The sequence below is a fragment of the Pseudomonas sp. LBUM1676 genome (assembly GCF_059695605.1).
This window is the reverse complement of the sequence record NZ_CP166777.1, coordinates 860,179-882,074: the sequence shown is the minus strand read 5'-3', so window position 1 is coordinate 882,074 and position 21,896 is coordinate 860,179. Positions and strand designations below refer to the sequence as shown.

The 21,896-nt window shown below is 60.5% G+C and carries 22 protein-coding genes; 9 read left to right on the top strand and 13 right to left on the bottom strand.

The window, feature by feature from the left end; translation table 11 throughout:
• The first annotated feature begins 1 nt into the window (after nucleotide 1).
• The 8 genes from lptC (at nucleotide 2) to ACA041_RS03925 (ending at nucleotide 5,523) form a co-directional block, all read left to right on the top strand.
• Nucleotides 2-574, top strand: a complete 573-nt coding sequence (gene lptC / locus ACA041_RS03960; protein WP_497439961.1) for an LPS export ABC transporter periplasmic protein LptC — start codon at nucleotides 2-4, stop codon at nucleotides 572-574.
• Nucleotides 561-1,109, top strand: coding sequence for a lipopolysaccharide transport periplasmic protein LptA (gene lptA, locus ACA041_RS03955; RefSeq protein ID WP_497439960.1), 549 nt, complete (start codon nucleotides 561-563; stop codon nucleotides 1,107-1,109). Before lptC ends, lptA begins: the two co-directional genes overlap by 14 nt.
• Complete coding sequence (lptB, locus tag ACA041_RS03950; protein WP_007901537.1) at nucleotides 1,109-1,834, top strand: LPS export ABC transporter ATP-binding protein; 726 nt, start codon at nucleotides 1,109-1,111, stop codon at nucleotides 1,832-1,834. The genes lptA and lptB overlap by 1 nt, the downstream gene beginning before the upstream one ends.
• Nucleotides 1,835-2,018: 184 nt before the next feature.
• Complete coding sequence (locus tag ACA041_RS03945; protein WP_162439252.1) at nucleotides 2,019-3,512, top strand: RNA polymerase factor sigma-54; 1,494 nt, start codon at nucleotides 2,019-2,021, stop codon at nucleotides 3,510-3,512.
• A gap of 74 nt (nucleotides 3,513-3,586) precedes the next feature.
• Nucleotides 3,587-3,895, top strand: a complete 309-nt coding sequence (gene hpf, locus ACA041_RS03940; protein WP_003178005.1) for a ribosome hibernation-promoting factor, HPF/YfiA family — start codon at nucleotides 3,587-3,589, stop codon at nucleotides 3,893-3,895.
• Between the two features lie 12 nt (nucleotides 3,896-3,907).
• Nucleotides 3,908-4,372 carry a PTS IIA-like nitrogen regulatory protein PtsN gene (gene ptsN / locus ACA041_RS03935; RefSeq protein ID WP_497439959.1) on the top strand — a complete coding sequence of 155 codons (465 nt, stop codon included), beginning with the start codon at nucleotides 3,908-3,910 and terminating at the stop codon, nucleotides 4,370-4,372.
• Between the two features lie 2 nt (nucleotides 4,373-4,374).
• The gene (rapZ, locus tag ACA041_RS03930; protein ID WP_497439958.1) at nucleotides 4,375-5,232 is read left to right on the top strand and encodes an RNase adapter RapZ; all 858 of its coding nucleotides are present in this window, start codon (nucleotides 4,375-4,377) and stop codon (nucleotides 5,230-5,232) included.
• 15 nt (nucleotides 5,233-5,247) lie between these two features.
• Complete coding sequence (locus ACA041_RS03925) at nucleotides 5,248-5,523, top strand: HPr family phosphocarrier protein (protein ID WP_497439957.1); 276 nt, start codon at nucleotides 5,248-5,250, stop codon at nucleotides 5,521-5,523.
• A gap of 11 nt (nucleotides 5,524-5,534) precedes the next feature.
• Here the strand turns inward: ACA041_RS03925 and ACA041_RS03920 are convergent, their stop codons facing one another.
• The 6 genes from ACA041_RS03920 to pmbA form a co-directional block, all read right to left on the bottom strand.
• The gene (locus ACA041_RS03920; RefSeq protein ID WP_497439956.1) at nucleotides 5,535-6,428 is read right to left on the bottom strand and encodes a ZIP family metal transporter; all 894 of its coding nucleotides are present in this window, start codon (nucleotides 6,426-6,428) and stop codon (nucleotides 5,535-5,537) included.
• Nucleotides 6,429-6,458: 30 nt separating this feature from the next.
• On the bottom strand, nucleotides 6,459-7,070 hold the full coding sequence (locus ACA041_RS03915) for a superoxide dismutase (protein WP_497439955.1): 612 nt from the start codon (nucleotides 7,068-7,070) through the stop codon (nucleotides 6,459-6,461).
• A gap of 2 nt (nucleotides 7,071-7,072) precedes the next feature.
• Nucleotides 7,073-7,501: a DUF2753 family protein gene (locus ACA041_RS03910; protein WP_497439954.1), complete on the bottom strand. Its 429-nt coding sequence runs from the start codon at nucleotides 7,499-7,501 to the stop codon at nucleotides 7,073-7,075.
• A gap of 27 nt (nucleotides 7,502-7,528) precedes the next feature.
• On the bottom strand, nucleotides 7,529-8,905 hold the full coding sequence (locus ACA041_RS03905; protein ID WP_497439953.1) for a class II fumarate hydratase: 1,377 nt from the start codon (nucleotides 8,903-8,905) through the stop codon (nucleotides 7,529-7,531).
• Nucleotides 8,886-9,293: a FagA protein gene (locus tag ACA041_RS03900; RefSeq protein WP_497439952.1), complete on the bottom strand. Its 408-nt coding sequence runs from the start codon at nucleotides 9,291-9,293 to the stop codon at nucleotides 8,886-8,888. Before ACA041_RS03900 ends, ACA041_RS03905 begins: the two co-directional genes overlap by 20 nt.
• Before the next feature lie 250 nt (nucleotides 9,294-9,543).
• Nucleotides 9,544-10,890 carry a metalloprotease PmbA gene (pmbA, locus tag ACA041_RS03895; RefSeq protein WP_497439951.1) on the bottom strand — a complete coding sequence of 449 codons (1,347 nt, stop codon included), beginning with the start codon at nucleotides 10,888-10,890 and terminating at the stop codon, nucleotides 9,544-9,546.
• A gap of 108 nt (nucleotides 10,891-10,998) precedes the next feature.
• Between pmbA and yjgA the strand changes: the two genes are divergently transcribed.
• Nucleotides 10,999-11,523 carry a ribosome biogenesis factor YjgA gene (gene yjgA, locus ACA041_RS03890; RefSeq protein ID WP_064679728.1) on the top strand — a complete coding sequence of 175 codons (525 nt, stop codon included), beginning with the start codon at nucleotides 10,999-11,001 and terminating at the stop codon, nucleotides 11,521-11,523.
• 48 nt (nucleotides 11,524-11,571) lie between these two features.
• Here the strand turns inward: yjgA and tldD are convergent, their stop codons facing one another.
• The 7 genes from tldD to mreC all read right to left on the bottom strand — a co-directional run bounded on the left by tldD (nucleotide 11,572) and on the right by mreC (nucleotide 21,723).
• A complete protein-coding gene (gene tldD / locus ACA041_RS03885; protein WP_497439950.1) occupies nucleotides 11,572-13,014 on the bottom strand; it encodes a metalloprotease TldD in 1,443 nt (480 codons plus the stop codon).
• 5 nt (nucleotides 13,015-13,019) lie between these two features.
• The gene (locus ACA041_RS03880; RefSeq protein ID WP_497439949.1) at nucleotides 13,020-13,880 is read right to left on the bottom strand and encodes a carbon-nitrogen hydrolase family protein; all 861 of its coding nucleotides are present in this window, start codon (nucleotides 13,878-13,880) and stop codon (nucleotides 13,020-13,022) included.
• Between the two features lie 196 nt (nucleotides 13,881-14,076).
• Nucleotides 14,077-17,880 carry a YhdP family protein gene (locus ACA041_RS03875; RefSeq protein WP_497439948.1) on the bottom strand — a complete coding sequence of 1,268 codons (3,804 nt, stop codon included), beginning with the start codon at nucleotides 17,878-17,880 and terminating at the stop codon, nucleotides 14,077-14,079.
• Between the two features lie 73 nt (nucleotides 17,881-17,953).
• Nucleotides 17,954-19,411, bottom strand: coding sequence for a ribonuclease G (gene rng / locus ACA041_RS03870; RefSeq protein WP_497439947.1), 1,458 nt, complete (start codon nucleotides 19,409-19,411; stop codon nucleotides 17,954-17,956).
• 57 nt (nucleotides 19,412-19,468) lie between these two features.
• Nucleotides 19,469-20,065, bottom strand: a complete 597-nt coding sequence (locus ACA041_RS03865; protein WP_497439946.1) for a Maf family protein — start codon at nucleotides 20,063-20,065, stop codon at nucleotides 19,469-19,471.
• A 48-nt stretch (nucleotides 20,066-20,113) separates the two neighbouring features.
• On the bottom strand, nucleotides 20,114-20,605 hold the full coding sequence (mreD, locus tag ACA041_RS03860; protein WP_064679735.1) for a rod shape-determining protein MreD: 492 nt from the start codon (nucleotides 20,603-20,605) through the stop codon (nucleotides 20,114-20,116).
• A complete protein-coding gene (gene mreC, locus ACA041_RS03855) occupies nucleotides 20,605-21,723 on the bottom strand; it encodes a rod shape-determining protein MreC (protein WP_497442004.1) in 1,119 nt (372 codons plus the stop codon). The genes mreD and mreC overlap by 1 nt, the downstream gene beginning before the upstream one ends.
• Nucleotides 21,724-21,896: the final 173 nt, after the last annotated feature.

Below are 21,896 nucleotides of genomic sequence, written 5' to 3'. Positions count from 1 at the left end.
TATGCTGAGCAAAAAGATTCGCAAATACCTGGTGTTCGGTTGCATCGCCGCGCTTTTTGCCGCGGTCGGCTACTGGAACATCAGTCCGGAGCGTTTCCTCGACAAGCCCCTCGTCAAGGCCGATGAAACCAAAATCGACTGGTACGCCACCAATACCCATAGCGTGCAGTACCTGCCGGACGGCAAACTGCAGTACGACATGACGTCAGACAAAGTCGAACACGTGAAAGCCAGCGACGTTACGCTGGTCAGCAAACCGGACTTGAACATGTTCCGCGGTACCGAATTCCCGTGGCATGTGCAGAGCGAACGGGGTGAGGTCAACTCCGGTGGCACCGAAGTCGAACTGATCGACTCGGTACGTATCGCCCGAACCGACGAAAAAAAGCGTACGACCATTATTACCAGCAGTCGCATGACCGTGTTCCCTGAGCAGCAATATGCGCAGACCGAGCAACCCGTTAGAATCGACGGCGCTGGTGGCGTGTCGACCGGCAAGGGCATGAAAGCGTATTTGAAAGAAAGCAGGATACACCTGCTATCGAACGTAAGAGGACAGTATGAGGCTCGTTAAAACCCTCCCTATTTTGCTCAGTCTGGGCGCAGCACTGGGAAGCGTGAGCGCCTGGGCTCTGCCGGACGATAGAAATCAGCCTATCCGCATTCAGGCCGACGACGCCCAACTGGACGACAAGCAAGGTATCGCCACCTACAAGGGTGATGTGATCATCACCCAAGGCTCGATGAAGGTCACCGGCAACACCGTGACCATCACCCGCACCGCCGATGGCGACATAGACGTGGTGACCTCGATCGGCAACCTGGCCTACTTCGAGCAGATGCAGACGGCCGGCGATTCCAAGCCGGTTCAGGGTTACGGCGTCACGATCCAGTACCACGCCTCGCAAGACCGCGTCGTGCTGATCGACCGCGCCAAAGTCATCGACAAGGATGGCAACGTCACCCAAGGCGAGAAAATCGTCTACGACACGGTCAAGAAACTGGCTAACGCCGGCCGCGCCACAGGCACCAAAGTCACCGAACAACGTCCGCGCGTCGACATGGTGATCCAGCCGAAGAAGAAATCCGACGAGCAAAAGGCCCCGTAATGGCAACTCTGAAAGCTCAGCATCTGGCCAAGAGCTACAAGAGCCGTCAGGTCGTGCGCGACGTCAGCCTGTCCATCGACAGCGGTCAGATCGTCGGCTTGCTTGGCCCTAACGGCGCCGGCAAAACCACCTGTTTCTACATGATTGTCGGGCTGGTGCAGGCCGATCAGGGTCGTGTACTGATCGACGACCTGGATGTCAGCCACCAGCCGATGCACGGTCGCGCGAAGGCTGGTATCGGCTATTTGCCGCAAGAAGCGTCGATCTTCCGCAAACTCTCGGTGGCCGATAACATCATGGCGATTCTCGAGACCCGCAAGGAACTCGACAAGGCCGGCCGCCGCAAAGAGCTGGAAAGCCTGCTGCAGGAATTCCACATCCACCACATCCGCGACAACCTCGGTATGAGCCTGTCCGGTGGTGAACGCCGCCGGGTGGAAATCGCCCGCGCACTGGCGACCAACCCGAAATTCATCCTCCTCGACGAACCTTTCGCCGGCGTGGACCCGATTTCGGTGGGTGACATCAAACAGATCATCCATCACCTCAAGGCCAAGGGCATCGGTGTGTTGATCACCGACCACAACGTCCGCGAAACCCTGGATATCTGCGAAACCGCGTACATCGTCAACGATGGCCAACTGATCGCCGAAGGCGATTCTGCCACCATCCTGGCCAACGAACTGGTCAAGGAAGTGTATCTGGGCCATGAGTTCCGCCTGTAAGCGCTGAGGTGTCCAGCTTGTCGCTCAAGCGCTTGTCTCGATAAAAAATCAACACTTTTTTATTGTTACAGCGCTCTAGGCAAACGCTAAAGTTTCGGGCATATAATTTGCTTATGTTTGGCGCTTCGGCGCCCTGTAGTGGATGGCGCATGTGCGCCGGCGAATAAGGTGTTAAGCCCCTGCCATGAAACCATCGCTAGTCCTGAGAATGGGCCAGCAGCTGACGATGACACCGCAGCTGCAACAGGCCATCCGCCTGCTCCAATTGTCGACCCTGGACCTGCAACAGGAAATCCAGGAGGCCCTGGAGTCCAATCCGATGCTCGAACGCCAGGAAGAAGGCGACGACTTCGATAATGCCGACCCCTTGGCCGACAAAGCCGAACAGCAACCCAACGCCGACGTTTCGGAACCCTCTTACCAGGAAACCGCCCCGACGGTGGATAACCTCGAGGAAGGCGACTGGAACGAGCGCATTCCCAACGAACTGCCCGTCGATACCGCGTGGGAAGACGTTTACCAGACCAGCGCCAGCAGCCTGCCGAGCAACGATGACGACGAGTGGGATTTCACCACCCGTACATCGGCCGGTGAAAGCCTGCAAAGCCATCTGCTTTGGCAACTGAACCTGGCGCCGATGTCCGACACCGATCGCCTGATCGCCGTGACCCTGATCGATTGCATCAACAATCAGGGCTACCTGGACGAAACCCTCGAGGAAATTCTCGAAGCCTTCGACCCGGAACTGGACATCGAACTCGACGAAATAGAAGCCGTCCTGCATCGCATCCAGCAATTCGAACCGGCCGGCATCGCCGCCCGCAACCTGGGCGAATGCCTGCTCCTGCAATTGCGCCAGTTGCCCGCCAAGACCCCTTGGCTGGCCGAGGCCAAGCGCCTGGTCACCGACTACATCGATCTGCTCGGCAGCCGCGACTACAGCCAGCTGATGCGTCGCATGAAGCTCAAGGAAGATGAGCTGCGCCAGGTGATCGAACTGGTCCAGAGCCTCAACCCGCGTCCTGGCTCGCAGATCGAGTCCAGTGAAGCCGAGTACGTCGTCCCCGATGTCATCGTGCGCAAGGACAACGAGCGCTGGCTGGTGGAGCTCAATCAGGAATCGGTGCCACGGCTGCGGGTCAATGCCCAATACGCCGGCTTCGTGCGCCGTGCCGACACCAGTGCCGACAACACCTTCATGCGCAATCAGTTGCAAGAGGCCCGCTGGTTCATCAAGAGCCTGCAAAGCCGCAACGAAACCCTGATGAAAGTGGCCACCCAGATCGTCGAGCATCAGCGCGGCTTCCTGGAGTACGGCGACGAAGCCATGAAACCGCTGGTGCTGCATGACATCGCTGAAGCGGTGGGTATGCACGAATCGACGATTTCACGAGTGACCACACAGAAATTCATGCATACCCCTCGGGGCATCTATGAGTTGAAATACTTTTTTTCCAGCCACGTCAGCACCTCCGAAGGCGGCGAATGCTCGTCAACGGCGATCCGCGCGATCATCAAAAAACTGGTTGCGGCGGAAAATCAGAAAAAGCCGTTGAGTGACAGCAAGATCGCTGGTTTACTGGAGGCACAAGGCATTCAGGTGGCTCGCCGCACCGTCGCCAAATACCGCGAATCCCTCGGGATCGCGCCTTCGAGCGAACGCAAGCGGTTGATGTAGAGCCACGCCACAGCGTTCCAGTGGTAGATCATCGGGTCTACCGCTTTATGCACTGGCAACGAAGGAGAAGCTGTATGCAAGTCAACATCAGTGGACACCAACTGGAAGTGACCGAACCTCTGCGCACCTACATCGGCGAAAAACTCGACCGATTGGAGAGGCACTTCGACAAGATAACCAACGTGCAAGTCACGATGAACGTCGAAAAGCTGCTGCAGAAAATCGAAGCCACGCTGCATATCCCCGGCGGAGAAGTGGTCGCCAACGCTGAGCATACTGACATGTATGCCGCGATCGACCTGCTGACCGACAAGCTGGATCGCCAACTCAAAAAGCATAAGGAAAAGACCCAGAGCCTCCTCCAGGGCGCAACCGGTCGTTAACACTCCCAACTCATGATCCGACTTGAAACCATCCTGACCCCCGGCCGTTCCCTCGTGAACGTGCCGGGCGGCAGTAAAAAGAAAGCCCTCGAACAAATTGCCAACCTGATCCACCGCGAAGTACCGGATCTGGAGATGCAAGACGTCTTTGAGGCTCTGATTGCCCGTGAAAAACTCGGCTCGACCGGTTTTGGCAACGGCATCGCCATCCCTCACTGTCGCCTCAAGGGCTGCACTACGCCCGTCAGTGCCTTGATGCACTTGGACGCCCCCATCGATTTCGACGCCATCGACGGTGCCCCGGTTGACCTGCTGTTCGTTCTGCTGGTCCCGCAAGCCGCTACCGATGCGCACCTGGAGCTGTTGCGCCAGATCGCCAGCATGCTCGACCGCAAGGAAGTGCGTGAAAAACTGCGCAGCGCCCCGAGCAATGAAGCCTTGTATCAGGTTGTCCTGGACGAGCAAAACGGTCAGTAATCATGCGCTTGATCATCGTCAGTGGCCGCTCAGGCTCAGGTAAAAGTACCGCGCTCGATGTTCTCGAGGACAACGGCTTCTACTGCATCGACAACCTGCCTGCCGGGCTCCTGCCGGAACTCGCCGAGCGCGCGCTGATCCACACCGAGCTGGCCCAGCCGCTGGTTGCCGTGTCCATCGACGCGCGCAACTTGCCGAGTCACCTGTCGCGTTTCCCCGAGCTGTTGGAGGAAGTTCGCAGTCGGCACATCCAGTGCGATGTGCTGTATCTGGACGCCGACGAAGAAACCTTGCTCAAACGTTTCTCGGAAACCCGCCGGCGCCATCCGCTGAGCAATGCCAATCGTTCGCTGGCGGAAGCGATCAGCGACGAGAGCATGCTGCTCGGGCCAATTGCCGACCTCGCCGATCTCAAGGTCAACACCACCAACCTGAACCTGTATCAGCTGCGCGATACCATCAAGTTGCGCCTGCTGAACCAGCCGGAGCCCGGTACCGCGTTTTTGGTGGAGTCCTTCGGATTCAAGCGGGGCATGCCGGTGGACGCCGATCTGGTGTTCGACGTACGCTGCCTGCCGAACCCTTACTGGAAGCCGGAGTTGCGCGAGCAATCCGGTCTCGATAAACCGGTTGCCGATTACCTGGCGTCACAACCGGACGTCGAGGAAATGTTCCAAGACATTAGCACTTACCTGCTCAAGTGGCTGCCCCGCTTTGCGGCCAGCAATCGCGCTTATGTCACTATCGCCATTGGCTGCACCGGCGGACATCACCGCTCCGTCTACCTGACCGAACGTCTGGGTCAGGTCCTGCAAAAAACCCTGAAGAACGTCCAGGTCCGCCACCGCGACCTCAGCTAAAGGATTCACATCGCGATGCCTGCTCTGGAAATCGAAATCATCAACAAGCTGGGCCTGCACGCTCGCGCTTCTGCAAAATTTGTCGGGGTTGCCGGTCAATTCAAGGATTGCTCGATCAGGGTGGGACGTACGCCGGAATCAACGGTCGACGGCAAAAGCATCATGGCCATGATGATGCTGGCTGCGGGCAAGGGCACCAAAATTCATTTGAGCACGCAAGGCGAGCAGGAACAGGAAGCGCTGGATGCGCTGGTGACGTTGATCAACAACTACTTTGACGAAGGCGAATAAAAAGCCTCATTTCAAGCCAGCGCGGTATCCATCACCATCATCAAACAAAACCCGACCAGCAACCCGAGACTGGCCAGCTTGTCATGACCATGGCGACGCGACTCGGGAATGACTTCATGCGTGACCACCAACAGCATGGCCCCAGCCGCCAGTGCCAACCCCAAAGGCAACAGCAGCTCGGCCAGACTGACCAGCCAGGCGCACAACAGCGCGAAGACCGGCTCGACCAACCCTGACGCCGCGCCGATCAGGAATGCCTTGATCCGCGACATCCCTGCCCCGACCAACACCAACGCAATCACCAATCCTTCCGGCACATCCTGCAAGGCAATGCCCATGGCCAGGCTGTCGGCATCCGGCATGCCGCCTCCGGCCGAGACGCCCACCGCCATGCCTTCGGGAATGTTATGGGCAATGATGGCAAACACAAACAGCCAGATCCGTGGCGGAATGACTGGTCGTTCCAGCGTTCCGACGAGCATTTCCGGCGAAGCGCCGGACACCTTTCGATCCACCAGAAACAGCCCGAATGCGCCGAGCAGGATACCGAAGCTGATCAGGCCGCTGGCCGCCCAAGGCGTCAGCCCCAGGTTTTCCGCAGCGGAGATACCCGGGACGATCAGCGAAAACGCCGTCGCCGCGAGCATGACCCCCGCCCCGAAGCCGAGCAAGCTGTCGCTGACTGCCTGGGGCATCCGTCGAATAACCAGCACGGGAACCGCCCCCAAGGCAGTGCCCAAGGCGCATATCGCCCCGCCTTGCAGTGCGCGCGACAGTTTCGGTTCGAGGTCCAGCCACGCCAGCCCATGGGCGACCAACAGCGTCATGCCCGCCAACAGTAACAGCGATCCCAACGCGTAACGAAACATTCGTCCACTTCCGATCGCCAGTGTTTCAGTGCCCATAATCAGCCTTGGATGGTTTTTATAGAAGACTCAAGCCAACGCAGCCTGATAGCGCGCGGTAACTTCAGGCCAATTGATCACGTTGTAGAACGCACTGATGTATTCCGGTCGGCGGTTCTGATACTGCAGGTAATAAGCATGCTCCCAGACATCGAGGCCGAGGATGGGCGTATTACCGCCCATCAACGGACTGTCCTGATTGCCGCTGCTTTCAACGACCAGCGTCTTTTGCGGCGTGACACTGAGCCAGGCCCAACCGCTGCCGAAACGGGTCAGTGCAGCTTTGGTGAACGCCTCTTTGAAACTGTCCAGGCCACCCAGTTGCGCATCGATTGCCTCAGCCAGCGCACCTTCGGGTTTGCCGCCGCCCTGGGGCGCCATCACTTCCCAGAACAGCGAATGGTTGGCATGGCCGCCACCCTGATTGATTACTGCGGCACGGAGTTTTTCCGGTAGCTGCTGAACGCTTGCCACCAGTTTCTCCACCGGCCACTCGGCAAACTCGGTGCCTTCCACCGCGGCATTGAGGTTGTTGATGTAAGTCTGGTGGTGCCTGGTGTAGTGGATCTCCATGGTCTGCGCATCGATGTGCGGTTCCAGGGCATCGTAGGCGTAAGGCAAGGCAGGCAGGGTAAAAGCCATGTTCAATGGACTCCATGATGTAGGGGCGCAGGCGAGGCGGCATCCATGTGCAGCAAACGATGAGTGCGCGGGTACTCGCCGTGTTCGCTGATGAAATTCAGCAATTCAACGTAGGTCTTGCTGCTCTGGCGCAAGGCCGCCTCACGAAGAGCCGGCGCCAGGCGCTGGTCTTGCATGGTCTGCAGCAACCGTTGGTGGATGGCGCACAAATACTCGGCGCTCTCTTCCGGCTGGTTCAGGCGCAGATGCAGGTCTGCCAGGTTGTGGTGGGAAATCACGCAAGCCGCGACCGCTTCATCGGCATCCGCCCAGCGCTCGAACAACACCTGGGCCAGGGCCAATGCCTGCAAGTAAGCTTCGCGGGCATCGACCAGTTCGCCCAGCATGAAACAGCGATTTGCTCTTTCGATCGTGCGTTTCCAGTGCTCCATGGTGAGCCTCCAAAGCGGTAGCGGTGATTACACGCCGCCCGCGGTGAGTTTTTCCGGGTTAAGCAAAACCTCAAGCTGGCTGCGAGTGAGGTCGGTGTGCTCCAGGGCGACGTCGATCACCGGGCGGCCCTGCTGATAAGCCTTCTTGGCGATTTCAGCGGCTTTCTGGTAACCAATGATCGGGTTGAGCGCAGTGACCAGGATCGGGTTGCGCGACAGCGCTTCCTTGATCCGGGCTTCGTTGACCTTGAAACCGGCGATGGCCTTGTCCCCCAGCAGACGGCTGGAGTTGGCCAGCAATTCGATACTGCTCAGCAGGTTTTGGGCGATGATCGGCAGCATCACGTTCAGTTCGAAATTACCCGACTGACCGGCGATGGTAATGACCGTGTCGTTGCCGATGACTTGGGCGGCGACCATGGCGGTGGCTTCCGGGATCACCGGATTGACCTTGCCCGGCATGATCGAAGAGCCCGGCTGCAAGGCTTCGAGTTCAATCTCTCCCAGACCTGCCAGAGGGCCTGAGTTCATCCAGCGCAGATCGTTGGCGATTTTCATCAGCGAGACCGCTGTGGCTTTAAGCTGCCCGGAGACAGCAACGGCGGTGTCCTGAGAACCAATGAGCGCGAACAGATCCTTGCCCGGCGTGAACTGCACCTGGGTCAGCTGGGTCAGTTGTTGACTGAAACGCGCCGCAAACTCGGGGTGTGCGTTGATTCCGGTGCCCACCGCCGTGCCGCCCTGAGCCAGGGATTGCAGGCTCGGCAGCAAATCCTGCAAATGACTGATGTTGGCCTTGAGCTGTTGCGCCCAACCGTTCAGCACCTGGCTCATACGCACGGGCATGGCATCCATCAGGTGCGTGCGCCCGGTCTTGACGTGGTGATGAACCTCCTCGGCCTTGCGTTCGATCACCTGCACAAGATGCACCAGCGCCGGCAGCAATTGCTCATGCAACGCCAGCGCAGCGCTGACATGGATGGTGGTCGGGATGATGTCGTTGCTGCTCTGGCCGCAATTGACGTGATCGTTGGGGTTCACCGGCTCGCCGAGCAGGCGGCTGGCCAGGGTGGCAATCACTTCGTTGGCGTTCATGTTGGAGCTGGTGCCGGAGCCGGTCTGGAAGATGTCCACCGGGAAGTGCTGCATGAAGTCGCCTTCGAGCAGGCCTTGAGCCGCATCGACGATGGCTTTGCCCTGGGACTCGCTGATTTGCTTGAGCTCGACGTTGGCCCGCGCAGCGGCGGCCTTGGCCAGGATCAGCGCACGGATGAACTGCACCGGCAAAGGTTTGCCGCTGATCGGGAAGTTATCCACCGCACGTTGGGTCTGTGCGCCGTAGAGGGCGTCTTGCGGGACCTGGAGTTCACCCATGCTGTCGCGCTCAATACGTGTCTTGGTCATCTGAAAATCCTTGCACCAGTTCTATGAGAGGAATCGAGGGTTGCAACTCGCAGGTCGCCAGTTGCCAGGTGTAGCTTTGCCAGCGCTTGAGGCGGCATTTACACAGGGAAAGGCGCTCCAGCTCCCGCAGCGGACGCCAGGCCTGGTCCAGGCAACAGGTGCGCCAGTGCCACGGCAGCGCGACGTCGGCGGCGGTGTCGAGCAGTAAACGGAAGGAAGTTTCGGCGATGGTCCAGGGTGAGGTTGCCGTGCAACACGCCAGATACCGGCCTTCGGCCAGGTAATGTTCGATCAGGCGCGGTTCGTCGGGATCCATAGCGCAACGGATCTGGCGACTCATCCAGCGCCAGCTTTCGAGGTAAGGCTGCTCGTGCAAGGCAGAACTCATGATCCGGGCTCATTCGGTAATGAGATTTATTATTAGATGATAATGAGAAGCAAAACAACCCCGGCGATGTAAGCGAGATCTAAAACTGTGGGAGCGAGCTTGCTCGCGATGGCGGCCGAACATTCATCATGTGTGTCGTCTGACACACCGCTATCGCGAGCAAGCTCGCTCCCACAGGGGATCGATGTAGGACGCATAAAAAAGGCGCACCACCCGATTGGGTGGCGCGCCTTTGGTGTAGCAGTTTGCGTCAGCTGCCCGCCACCGTCATCCGCTCGATCAACACAGACCCGGTGCGGATGTTGCTGCGCAGCTCCAGGTCATTCCCCACGGCAATGATCTGCTTGAACATGTCGCGCATGTTGCCGGCGATGGTCACTTCCTGGACCGCGAACTGGATTTCGCCGTTTTCGACCCAATAACCCGCCGCGCCACGGGAGTAATCACCGGTGACCATGTTCAGCCCCTGCCCCATCAGTTCGGTCACCAGCAGGCCGCGGCCCATCCGGCGTAGCAAGGCGGCCTGGTCTTCGTCGCCGTGGGTGACGAACAGGTTGTGCACGCCGCCGGCGTTGGCGGTGCTCGGCATCCCGAGCTTGCGACCGGAATAGGTGCCGAGGATGTAGGACACCAGCTCGCCTTTTTCGACGAACGGCTTGGCATAGGTCGCCAAACCGTCGCCATCGAACGCAGCACTGCCCATGGCCTGCATCAAGTGCGGACGCTCATCGATGGTCAGCCATTCCGGGAACAGTTTCTGCCCCAGCGTGCCCTCGAGGAAGGACGATTTGCGATAGAGGCTGCCACCGGAAATCGCCGACAGGAAGCTGCCGAACAAACCACCGGCCAGTTCTGCGGAAAACAGCACTGGCACTTCGCAGGTCGGTACCGGACGTGCGCCGAGACGGCTCGCTGCCCGTTGCGCGGCGCGCTGGCCAATGCTCAGCGGGTCGGCCAGCAAGCTGCCCTGTCGGTTCACGTCATACCAGTAATCGCGCTGCATCTGGCCGTCGGCCTCGGCGATCATGACGCAGCTCAGGCTGTGACGGGTCGACGCATAACCGCCGACGAAACCGTGGCTGTTGCCGTAGACGCGGCAGCCCTGGTGGGTGCTGAGGGTGGTGCCGTCGGCGTTCTTGATCCGGCTGTCGGCGGCAAACGCGGCCGCTTCACAGGTCAAGGCCATCTCGATGGCTTGTTCCGGGGTGATGTCCCACTGGTGGAACAGGTCGAAATCCTGCAGATCCTTGGCCATCAGCGCGGCATCGGCCAGGCCGGCAGCTTCGTCTTCCGAGGTGTGTTTGGCGATGGCCAGTGCGGCAGCGACGGTCTCGCGAATCGCCTCGGGGCCACTGGCCGACGTACTCGCCGAACCCTTGCGCTGGCCGACATACAAGGTGATGCCAAAGCCCTGATCGCGGTTGAATTCGACGGTTTCGACTTCACGCTGGCGCACGGTCGTGGACAGGCCCTGCTCCAGGGACACCGCCACTTCACAGGCGCTGGCACCCTGACGCTTGGCTTCAGCGATGATCTGCTCGACTTGTTCTTGCAGTGCCGGCAACGCTTGTGGGCCGACGCTTTCAACTGCACTCATGCTGTTCTCCACTCAAATTCTGCTTTCGGCTGGGGCCTTCGAGCGACCGGGCCGGACAAGTGGCCCCCGACTGGTTATCATGGCGGCGTTTCTTTGCGGACGGCCACCATGGTTGATTCTTACGACGACTCCCTCGATACGGGAGAAAAAAGCAAATCCCAGGTTAAACGCGAGCTGCATGCTCTGGTTGACCTCGGCGAGCGCCTTACAACGCTCAAGCCTGACTTGCTGGCAAAACTGCCGTTGACCGACGCTATGCGCCGGGCACTGGCCGATGCCCCCAAGCACACCGCGAATATCGCGCGTAAACGGCACCTCATGTTCATCGGCAAACTGATGCGCGACCAGGACACTGACGCCATTCTGACTCTGCTCGATCAACTCGATGCCTCCACTCGGCAGTACAACGAACGTTTCCATGGCCTGGAACGCTGGCGCGATCGCTTGATCGCGGGCGACGACGGCGTCCTGGAGAAGTTCGTGCTCGACTACCCGGAGGCTGATCGTCAGCAATTGCGCTCCCTGATCCGTCAGGCCCAGCACGAACTGGCGACCAACAAGCCACCGGCATCGAGCCGTAAAATCTTCAAGTACATCCGTGAGCTGGACGAGACTCAACGCGGTCTGCGTTGATTCCCGAATCGGGTGAGTCGCCAAGCGGCTCACCCGAAGCTCCATCCATCATGATCCTGTGCCACCCACAGTGATCGCATCGATTTTCAGCGTTGGCTGGCCGACACCCACCGGCACCGACTGCCCATCCTTGCCACACGTCCCCACTCCGCTGTCCAGCGCCAGATCGTTACCGACCATCGACACCTTGCTCATGGCTTCCGGTCCGTTGCCGATCAGGGTCGCGCCTTTGACCGGGGCGGTGATCTTGCCGTCTTCGATCAGGTACGCCTCGCTGGTGGAGAACACGAACTTGCCGCTGGTGATGTCCACCTGACCGCCGCCAAGGTTGGCGCAGTAGATGCCCTTCTTCACCGAGGCGATGATTTCTGCCGGATCACTTTCGCCCGCCAGCATGTAGGTATTGGTCATGCGCGGCATCGGCAGGTGCGCGTAGGATTCACGACGGCCGTTACCGGTGCGGGCCACGCCCATCAGGCGCGCATTGAGCTTGTCCTGCATATAACCCTTGAGCACGCCGTTTTCGATCAGCGTGGTGCATTCGGTCTGGGTGCCTTCATCGTCGACATTCAGGGAACCGCGGCGACCGGCCAGCGTGCCGTCATCGACGATGGTGCACAGCTTGGACGCAACCATCTCGCCCATGCGCCCGCTGTAGGCGGAGCTGCCCTTGCGGTTGAAGTCGCCTTCCAGGCCGTGACCGACCGCTTCGTGCAACAGCACGCCGGACCAGCCCGAGCCCAACACCACCGGCAACGTACCGGCCGGTGCCGGAATGGCTTCAAGATTGACCAGCGCCTGACGCAGCGCCTCACGGGCATAGCTCATGGCCCGGTCTTCGGCGAGGAAATAACGGTAATCGGTACGACCGCCACCACCATGACCGCCGCGCTCACGGCGACCGTTCTGCTCGACGATCACACTGACATTGAAACGCACCAGCGGCCGCACATCCGCCGCCAGGCCGCCGTCGGTGGAAGCCACCAGGATGCGCTCCCATACACCGGCCATGCTCACGGTCACTTGCTGGATACGTGGATCGAGGGCGCGGGTCGCGACATCGATGCGCTTGAGCAATTCGACTTTCTCGGCGCGGGTCAGCACTTCCAGCGGGTTGTCCGGCCCATACAACTGGGCAACGTCCTGCGTGGTGAAGGCCTGTACGCTGCCGTTCTGCCCGGCACGGGAGATCGAGCGAGCCGCGCGAGCCGCCGCGCCCAAGGCTTCCAGCGTGATGGCATTGCTGTAGGCAAACCCGGTTTTTTCACCCGATTGCGCCCGCACTCCGACGCCTTGGTCAAGGTTGAAGCTGCCTTCCTTGACGATCCCGTCTTCCAGCGCCCAGGACTCGGAAATCTGCCCCTGGAAGTACAGGTCGGCCGCATCGATGCCCGGACCGGCCAGGTCGCCGAGCACACCTTGCAGGCTCTCGATCGTGACGCCACCGGGCGCCAGGAGGTGTTCACTGACTGAGGACAACAACTCGCTCATATTCTTTACGCCTTAAATTCGTCGTTCCGGGCAGGTCGCTGTGCGCCCTGCGAGAAAAAGCGCCGGTGACTGGACACCGGCATCCGCGCCCTGATGGACGCCTGTTCGCTGCTATCGCGTTCGGCCAGCAGCACGGCCTCGCCTTGATCCTTTTGTGCCAGCACACGACCCCAGGGGTCGATAATTGCGGCATGCCCCCAGGTTTCCCGTGGCCCCGGATGGGTCCCACCCTGGGCGGCCGCGAGCACATAACATTGTGTCTCGATGGCCCGTGCGCGAATCAGCACCTCCCAATGCGCCGCGCCGGTCACCGCGGTAAAGGCCGACGGCGCGGTAATCAACTCCGCGCCGGCAGCACGCAATTCGCTGTACAGCTCCGGAAATCGCAAGTCGTAACACACCGTCAGGCCGACTCGACCGACGGGCGTGTCCGCCACCACCACACCACTGCCATAAGCATAGTCATCGGATTCGCGATAACGACCACGATTGTCCGCGACATCCACGTCGAACAGGTGCAGCTTGTCGTAGCGCGCCACTGTCTCGCCCTGGTCGTTCACCAGCAACGAGCAGGCATGCACTTTTGCCGTCGGTTGATCCACCGGCGGCAATGGCAACGTGCCGGCCACTATCCATAAGTTGAGGTCGCATGCGGTCTGTTTCAACCATGGCAGGATCGGACCTTCGCCCGATGCCTCGGCGCGACCGATATCGGCAACGTCGCGACGGCCCATGGCGGCGAAGTTTTCCGGCAGCACGGCCAGCTTAGCGCCACCGGTCGCCGCCTGCTCTAGCAAACGCCGAGCCTGAACCAGGTTGGCCAGCACATCACTTTGGCTGACCATTTGAATCACCGCTACAGACATGGCTTTATCCTTTTTGAAATCAACACATTCCCTGTAGGAGCGAGCTTGCTCGCGATGGACGTCAACGATGACGCGTGCTGTCTGGCTAAACGCGTTGTCCTCACGTTTTTCGTCGGAACGCCGCCCGGAGCAAGCTCGCTCCTACAAGGGTGGCGTCGCTTCGGCCATGCTACTCCATCAGGCCGGGGGCATGATTTCAAAAAGGTTTGTCGTAGGTGATTTTCGGATCTTTCCACGGCCCTTTGACGGTGTACTTCACGCTGGCAAAACGTGCCACGCGGTCACCGATCAGCTTGTCGATCAGGAACAGCGCCCCGCCAATGGCCGGCGCGCCGACGATCAGCGCAGCGATCGGCAGGTTGTTGGTCACCGGCAAGGTCACCAGCAACTTGGCGTCTATCTTGTCCCCCACCAGATCCAGGGTGCCGTCGAGTTCAAGATTGCTCGACGGACCGGTCAAGCGGATGGGTTCGCGGGTGACATACACGCCGTTGGTCGCCACCAGCAGGCCCTTGACCCGGTCGTAACTCAGGCCTTTGCCAAACAGGTCGGAGAAGTCCAGGCGCAGACGGCGGCCAATGGAGTTGAAATTGAGCAGGCCAAAGACTCGCAACGCCTGTGCACTGCCCTCGACCTCGACGAACTGGCCCTTGTTCAACGAAGCATCGAGGGTTCCGGAAAAGCGCTTGGTGGCCAGCCAGGCGGGCGAGCCAGGCCAGCGACCGTCGACGTCCATATGGAAGTTTTCACTGGTGACGCTCGGCGCAAAGCCCCAGCCTTTGAGCACATCGGCGAGATTCTTGCCGCTGACCCGGCCTTTGAACCAGCTGCTGGAGGAGCCGGGCGTGCCTTCCCAGCCGCCGTTACCCTGCAAAAGAATGCCTTTGAGGCCCAGATCCAGCGTATTGAGGGCAATGCCCTTGGCGGTCGGACGAACCTTCAATGACCAGCCGCCCACCAGGTCCTGCCCCTGAAACAGTTGATTGAGGGTGATGTCCAGCGCCGGGATTTTCGTCGGGTCTACCGTAGCCAGCGGATCAGGCGAGTTTTCGTCGGCCAGCACCGTCGGATCCGGCGCCGGCAAACGCACGTACTGCAGATTGATCGCAATCGGCGCGGCTTTGGCATCGGGGATGCTGGCGCTGCCCTTGGCCTGCTGACTGTCAAGTTGCAAGGCCCACGCGCTCGGTTTGCGGTTCAGCTGTACGGCGGCCTGATCGAGGGTGGGACCGACACCGCTGAGCTTGCCGACCTTGAAGTCCACGCTGCTGAGCAACTGTTTGGCGCTGCCGCCCGGGTCCTGGCCGGAGTATTTGCCCAGCAGCTCCTTCCACGGGCCGACATCCAGTTCCGGCAGCGCGCCACGCACCCGCAGGCCTTTGGCACCGGGTAGCACGGCAGTGCCGCCACCGATGATCAACTCACCGCGACCGCCAGCAAAATTGCCGGGGGGCGCCGCGAAGGTGAAGTTGGCCAGCTCGCCATGGTTGACCCAGTAACGCCGCTCCGGACCTTGCAGGGTCATGCGAAAGGTGGTGTCGCGACCGGCATCGGCCGCCAGGCCGAACGGCGGCGGCAAATCGACCGCTACGCCTTTGAGACTGGAACTGACCATCAATTGACTGTCAGCCCCCTCCAGGTTCAATTGCAGTTGATAGGGGATCAGGCCCGAGACGGGCAACGGCTGGGTGACGCTCAACCAGTCAGTGAGTTTCTTGACCTCGACCTGACCCGAGGCGGCAACGCGAGTCTTGAGATTGCCCGGGCTGCCATCGGCGAAAATCTGCGCCGTGACCGGTTTGTCGAAGGCCCGCGCGCTGATGTTCTGCCCGCTCAAGCCCTTGGTGCTGTCGAAACGGAAATCGCCCTTGAGCTGGGTCAGTTCCAGGCTCGGCTCGGCCAGTTTCAGGCGGGCCTTGGCCGTCTTGAAGTCGACGAGGATCTTCGGCTGTTCGCCTTTGGCCAAGGGGATGTCGAGCTTGAGCTTGCCCTGCAGATCACCCTCGCCTTCCCAACCGGCAAAGGTCTCGGCGGTGCCGATCGGTGCTTGCTGAAGAATCTTCAGGCCATCGCCCAACCCGCCGGCGAACGCGCCGTCGAGGAACAGGTGGCTGGCTTGCCCGGCACGCACGTGGGGAATGTTGACGTAGATATCGCGCACCTGGGTGTCTAGCAGCTGGCCCTTGCTGGCCAGGATGCGCACCCCGCTGTCTTCGACGAACACGTCACCCGTGACCTTGCTGACATGTGGCCAGCCCGGCTGGAATGCCAACTCGGCATCGTGCACCTTGAAGAACAGGCTGATGCTGCGGTCCGCCTCCGCGGCGCCTTTTCTCAGCGAACCCTGATACTGGAAGAACCCCTGGTCCACCGCACCTTTGAGAATCGCTGTACGCAGCCATTCGTCCAGCGCCGGGCTGAGCATTGTCGGCAGGTACTTGGCCGTGTACTTGCCATCGCCGTCCACCAGACCGACCCGCAGGTCCATGTAATCCTCCTGGGTGTGATCGAAATGCAGGCGGATCAGGAAATCGCCAGCAATCTTGCCCTCTTCGCCCAGTACCTTCAGGTAGGGCGCCACCAGCGTGAAGCCTTGCTTGTCGAGCTTCCAGGTCAAGGTGGCATTGGCCTGGATGTATTGCCAGGGCTTGGCGAAGATCGGGTCCAGGTGCAGGGAAAAATCCTTGCTGTCCATGCGCAACTCACCGCGCCCAAGGTCACCGCTGATACTGCCACTGACGTTACGCGCCGCCGGCGCGCCGTGATAGGCGTCGAAGCCGACCCGATCCAGGTTGGCAGCAAAGCTGAACTTGCTGTCGTCCGTGGCGTTGGGCCGGAAATCGATCAGGACATTGCGCAAACCACCGGTCACCTTCAGCCGCTCCACCGCCGTGGAAACACCCTGGGGTAGCGGCCCCAAAGCATCCAGCAAGGGCGTGAGCGCGGTGAGGTCCAGGCGATCGGCCTGTAGATGCCAGAGCTCTCCAGTATTGCCGGTGGCCACGCTGCCCTTGAGTTGCAAGCGCGATTCCCAGCGCGTCTCGCCAAGGTTCATGGCCAGGGAGTCCAGGCTCGCGAGGAAGCCTTCGGCACTGCGCTGGAAATAACCGTTGAGCGCCAGATTGTTGATCTGGATCGGTTTTCGCTCGGCGTAGGCACCCTTGAGTTGTGGCGCATTCAAACGGACTGAGGCGCTTTGCAGGGCCCCCTTGTTCCAGTTCAGCCAAAGCTCGCCGCCCGCCTTGAACTCGGAAAAATTCCACTGCTGGGTCAGCCGTTCCGGCAGCCATTTCGACCAATCGCTTTGCGGCAGGCTCAGGTAGGCATCCGCCTCGCCATCCTTCCACTCACTGGCGCGAATACGGGTACGCAGACTCATGGCCACCGGTTGGCCATCGGGCAGGGTCAGGCGGGCGTCGAGTCGCTGGCGGGAAGCGCCGGTTTGCAGACTCAAGCCCACGTAAGTCAGGGTCAGCGGAGGCTGATCCAGTGGCTGCAAGGTCACCTGGCTGTCGAGTACCGACAGCTGCTGGACCATCTGCATCCGATTGAGCAGCTGTTGCGGATCCAGCGGCTGATCCTGCTGTACCGGCAGGCCTTCCAGCGCCCAGTGACCGTCTTGCCCTTCCTTGAGGCTGATCTTCAGGCCATTGAGTTCCAGGTGAGCGATGCGCACTTCCCGTGCCAGCAGGCTGGCCCAGACGTCCGGCACCGCACGCACCTGATCCAGGCGCAGGGCATTGGCGCCTTCGCCAACCATGACATCGTGAGCCCGCAGAATCGGCGCAAAACCGCTCCAGTTGCCTTCCAGTTCGCCGATTTGCACCGGCATCCCCAAGGCTTGCCCGGCTTTGGTTTCGACTTCGGTGCGGTATTCGGCTACCAGCGGGGTCAACTCCCGGCCGAGGCTGACGTAAAGTGCCATCAGCACCAGGACCAACGCGCACAGGCCCAGACCCCAGCGGGTCAGTGCGGCCAGTATGCGTGTCAGACGCTCCATGTCAGTTGGCTCCCGTGGTAAAGACATTGCAAAAAGCTGAGGCCAGCTGTTCTAGAGATTGAAACACGACGGTTCAGAGCAGCACCACGTCGTATTGTTCCTGGGAATACATGGTTTCCACCTGGAAGCGAATGGTGCGACCGATAAAACCTTCCAGCTCGGCCACATTGCCCGACTCCTCATCGAGCAGCCGATCGACGACTTTCTGGTTCGCCAATACACGATAGCCTTCAGCCTGATAGGCGCGCGCCTCACGGAGGATTTCGCGGAAGATTTCGTAGCAAACGGTTTCCGGCGTCTTCAGCTTGCCCCGGCCCTGGCAACTGCTGCAGGGTTCGCACAGCACTTGCTCCAGACTTTCGCGGGTACGCTTGCGGGTCATCTGCACCAGGCCCAACTCGGTGATACCGATGATGTTGGTCTTGGCGTGATCGCGTTCCAGTTGTTTTTCCAGGGTGCGCAGCACTTGCCGCTGGTGCTCTTCATCTTCCATGTCGATGAAGTCTATGATGATGATCCCGCCGAGATTGCGCAGGCGCAGCTGACGGGCGATGGCGGTCGCGGCTTCGAGGTTGGTCTTGAAGATGGTTTCTTCGAGGTTGCGATGACCGACGAAGGCCCCGGTGTTGACGTCGATGGTGCTCATGGCTTCCGCCGGATCCACCACCAGGTAGCCGCCGGATTTGAGCGGCACTTTACGCTCGAGGGCTTTCTGGATTTCGTCTTCGACGCCGTACAGGTCAAAGATCGGCCTTTCACCGGGGTAATGCTCCAGGCGATCGGCGATTTCCGGCATCAGTTCGGCGACGAATTGCGTGGTTTTCTGGAAGGTCTCGCGCGAATCGATGCGGATCTTCTCGATCTTCGGGCTGACCAGGTCACGCAGGGTGCGCAGCGCCAGGCCCAGGTCTTCATAAATCACACTCGGCGCACTGATGGTCTTGATCTGGTCGTTGATCTGATCCCAGAGCCTGCGCAGGTAGCGGATGTCCATGAGGATTTCATCGGCGCCGGCACCTTCGGCGGCGGTACGCAGGATGAAACCGCCGGCTTCCTTGATGCCTTCCTTTGCCACGCAATCGGTGACCACTTGCTTGAGGCGGTCGCGCTCGCCTTCGTCTTCAATCTTCAGCGAAATGCCGACGTGGGCAGTGCGCGGCATGTACACCAGGTAGCGCGATGGAATCGACAGCTGGGTGGTCAGGCGTGCGCCCTTGGAACCAATCGGATCCTTGGTGACCTGCACCACCAGGCTCTGGCCTTCATGGACCAGGGCGCTGATGCTCTCGACTGTCGGGCCTTCGCGCAGGGAAATTTCCGAAGCGTGAATGAACGCCGCGCGGTCCAGGCCGATGTCGACGAAAGCCGCCTGCATGCCCGGCAATACCCGAACGACTTTGCCTTTATAGATGTTGCCGACAATGCCACGCTTTTGCGTGCGTTCGACGTGAACCTCTTGCAGGACACCGTTTTCAACCACCGCCACGCGCGATTCCATCGGCGTGATGTTGATCAGGATCTCTTCACTCATGGCAGGGTCTCGTTCAGGCATGTTCACGATAATGGCCGCATCTTGTCAGTACGACGCTCAGCGCGCGTTAAGGGTTTGCCAACAGGGTATGCCGAAATGGCCGAGCAGCTCGAAGGTTTCGCACAACGGCAATCCGACCACCGCCGAATAGCTGCCATTCAGCCCGGCGACAAACACCGCGCCCAGCCCTTGAATGCCATAACCACCGGCCTTGTCCCGCGGTTCGCCGCTGGCCCAGTAGGCCGCCGCTTCATCGCGACTGATGCGGCGGAAACGCACCAGGCTACGCACCACCCGAGACTCGTAGCGCTCACCCTCGAGCACCGCGATCGCCGTCAGAACTTCATGTTCGCACCCGGACAACATCATAAGCATGGCGCAAGCTTCAACTTCATCAACCGGCTTGCCGAGAATTTTCCCGTCCAGCACCACGGCGGTATCGGCGCCCAGCACACAGAAATCTGCATTGGACACGACCGTCCGGCGCCCGGCCTCGGCCTTGCCGCGCGCCAGGCGCTCGACATAGGCCGACGGGGATTCATCTTTTAAAGGGGTTTCATCGATGTCCGCACTGATGACGGAGAACGGCACGCCGATCTGCGTGAGCAGTTCACGCCGACGCGGCGAGCCTGAGGCGAGATAAAGCTTTTTCATCAAGACATCTCCCTGTCTACTGCAGGCGCGGGCAAATGCCTGACCGAATTAATTGATTCTGTAACGTCGACGCAACCCGCGCAAACCGTAGCTGACCCAAGGCCAGAGCAACGCACTGACCAAGGCCGGCAAGACCAGCGCCAGCGTCGGTTGACGATTGCCGGTCAGGGCGCTGAGCCATAGTTGCACCAGCTGGGCCAGGCCGAAGATCACCAGGATCACCAGGCTCTGTTGCCACATCGGGAACATCCGCAGGCGTTGTTGCAGCGCCAGCACCAGGTAAGTGATGAGCGTCAGGATCAGCGCATTCTGACCCAGCAGCGTGCCATACAGCACGTCTTCCGCCAGGCCCAGGCACCACGCGGTGACCATGCCGACTTTCTGCGGCAGGGCCAGCGCCCAGAACGCCAGCAGCAAGGCGAGCCACAACGGGCGCAGGATTTCCATGAATTGTGGCAACGGCGAAACACTGAGCAGCAGGCCGATGGCAAACGTCAGCCAGACTATCCAGCCGTTTCGGGAGGCGGTAATACCGACCATTATTCTCTTCCCCCAGTGGTGGCCGGCGCGGAGACAGGCGGTTTGGCAGCAGGCTTCACGGCAGCGGGTTGCGTCGCCGGTGGTTTGGCGGCGGCCGGTTGCGTCGCGGGCGGTTTGGTGGCGGCCGGTTTTGCCGCGACAGGCTTGGCCGCAGTGGCAGCAGGGCTGACCGGGGTGGCAGCGGCAGCAGGTGCGGCAGCAGGTGCGGGTGCCGCAACGGCAGCCGGGACAATCGCGGCAGGTACGGCAGGTCTCGGCACCGTCGCTGGAATGATTGGCCCACCGCCCTGCGCATCGAGATCTGCCTGAGCCTGCGCGGCGTCGTTGGCGCGTTCTTCCGGGGTACGGGTGTCGCTGAACACCAGCAGCAGGTAACGGCTGCGATTCAAGGCAGCGGTCGGCACGGCGCGGACAATGGCGAACGGCTGGCCTGAATCGTGGATCACTTCCTTGACCGTGGCCACCGGGTAGCCCGCCGGGAAACGCTGACCGAGACCGGAACTGACCAGCAGATCGCCTTCCTTGATATCGGCCGTATCGGCGACGTGACGCAATTCCAGGCGCTCCGGGTTGCCGGTGCCGCTGGCTATCGCCCGCAAGCCGTTGCGGTTCACCTGTACCGGGATGCTGTGTGTGGTATCGGTCAGCAGCAGCACGCGGGAGGTGTAAGGCATCAGTTCGACCACCTGGCCCATCAGGCCGCGGGCATCGAGCACCGGCTGGCCGAGCACCACACCGTCGCGCTCACCCTTGTTGATGATGATGCGGTGGGTGAAGGGGTTGGGGTCCATGCCGATCAGCTCGGCCACTTCGACCTTCTCGTTGACCAGTGCAGAGGAGTTGAGCAACTCGCGCAGCCGCACGTTCTGCTCGGTCAAGGCGGCAAGCTTTTGCATGCGGCCCTGCAACAACAGGTTTTCGGTCTTGAGCTTTTCGTTTTCCGCGACGAGTTCGGTACGGCTGCCAAACTGGCTGGCCACACCTTGCCATAGCCTCTGCGGCAGGTCGGTGATCCAGTAAGACTGCATCAGCACCAGCGACATTTGGCTACGCACCGGCTTGAGCAGTGTGAAGCGGGCATCGACCACCATCAGCGCGACCGATAGCACGACCAGCACCAACAAGCGCACGCCCAGTGAAGGCCCTTTGGTGAAAAGCGGTTTAATAAGCCGCTCCTCCCAGGCAAATGTTCTCGTTATTCATAGGCAGACCGGCCTGGATGCAGACTGACAGAAGATAAACGCAACAGGCAGCACTGCAAAGTGCTGCCTGCGCGCCAACAGCATAGATG

Bases quoted from the DNA above. Each gene is read 5' to 3' on its own strand.
- lptC (WP_497439961.1), top strand. From the start codon at position 2: ATGCTGAGCAAAAAGATTCGCAAATACCTGGTGTTCGGTTGCATCGCC.
- lptA (WP_497439960.1), top strand. From the start codon at position 561: ATGAGGCTCGTTAAAACCCTCCCTATTTTGCTCAGTCTGGGCGCAGCA.
- lptB (WP_007901537.1), top strand. From the start codon at position 1,109: ATGGCAACTCTGAAAGCTCAGCATCTGGCCAAGAGCTACAAGAGCCGT.
- ACA041_RS03945 (WP_162439252.1), top strand. From the start codon at position 2,019: ATGAAACCATCGCTAGTCCTGAGAATGGGCCAGCAGCTGACGATGACA.
- hpf (WP_003178005.1), top strand. From the start codon at position 3,587: ATGCAAGTCAACATCAGTGGACACCAACTGGAAGTGACCGAACCTCTG.
- ptsN (WP_497439959.1), top strand. From the start codon at position 3,908: ATGATCCGACTTGAAACCATCCTGACCCCCGGCCGTTCCCTCGTGAAC.
- rapZ (WP_497439958.1), top strand. From the start codon at position 4,375: ATGCGCTTGATCATCGTCAGTGGCCGCTCAGGCTCAGGTAAAAGTACC.
- ACA041_RS03925 (WP_497439957.1), top strand. From the start codon at position 5,248: ATGCCTGCTCTGGAAATCGAAATCATCAACAAGCTGGGCCTGCACGCT.
- ACA041_RS03920 (WP_497439956.1), bottom strand. From the start codon at position 6,428: ATGGGCACTGAAACACTGGCGATCGGAAGTGGACGAATGTTTCGTTAC.
- ACA041_RS03915 (WP_497439955.1), bottom strand. From the start codon at position 7,070: ATGGCTTTTACCCTGCCTGCCTTGCCTTACGCCTACGATGCCCTGGAA.
- ACA041_RS03910 (WP_497439954.1), bottom strand. From the start codon at position 7,501: ATGGAGCACTGGAAACGCACGATCGAAAGAGCAAATCGCTGTTTCATG.
- ACA041_RS03905 (WP_497439953.1), bottom strand. From the start codon at position 8,905: ATGACCAAGACACGTATTGAGCGCGACAGCATGGGTGAACTCCAGGTC.
- ACA041_RS03900 (WP_497439952.1), bottom strand. From the start codon at position 9,293: ATGAGTTCTGCCTTGCACGAGCAGCCTTACCTCGAAAGCTGGCGCTGG.
- pmbA (WP_497439951.1), bottom strand. From the start codon at position 10,890: ATGAGTGCAGTTGAAAGCGTCGGCCCACAAGCGTTGCCGGCACTGCAA.
- yjgA (WP_064679728.1), top strand. From the start codon at position 10,999: ATGGTTGATTCTTACGACGACTCCCTCGATACGGGAGAAAAAAGCAAA.
- tldD (WP_497439950.1), bottom strand. From the start codon at position 13,014: ATGAGCGAGTTGTTGTCCTCAGTCAGTGAACACCTCCTGGCGCCCGGT.
- ACA041_RS03880 (WP_497439949.1), bottom strand. From the start codon at position 13,880: ATGTCTGTAGCGGTGATTCAAATGGTCAGCCAAAGTGATGTGCTGGCC.
- ACA041_RS03875 (WP_497439948.1), bottom strand. From the start codon at position 17,880: ATGGAGCGTCTGACACGCATACTGGCCGCACTGACCCGCTGGGGTCTG.
- rng (WP_497439947.1), bottom strand. From the start codon at position 19,411: ATGAGTGAAGAGATCCTGATCAACATCACGCCGATGGAATCGCGCGTG.
- ACA041_RS03865 (WP_497439946.1), bottom strand. From the start codon at position 20,065: ATGAAAAAGCTTTATCTCGCCTCAGGCTCGCCGCGTCGGCGTGAACTG.
- mreD (WP_064679735.1), bottom strand. From the start codon at position 20,605: ATGGTCGGTATTACCGCCTCCCGAAACGGCTGGATAGTCTGGCTGACG.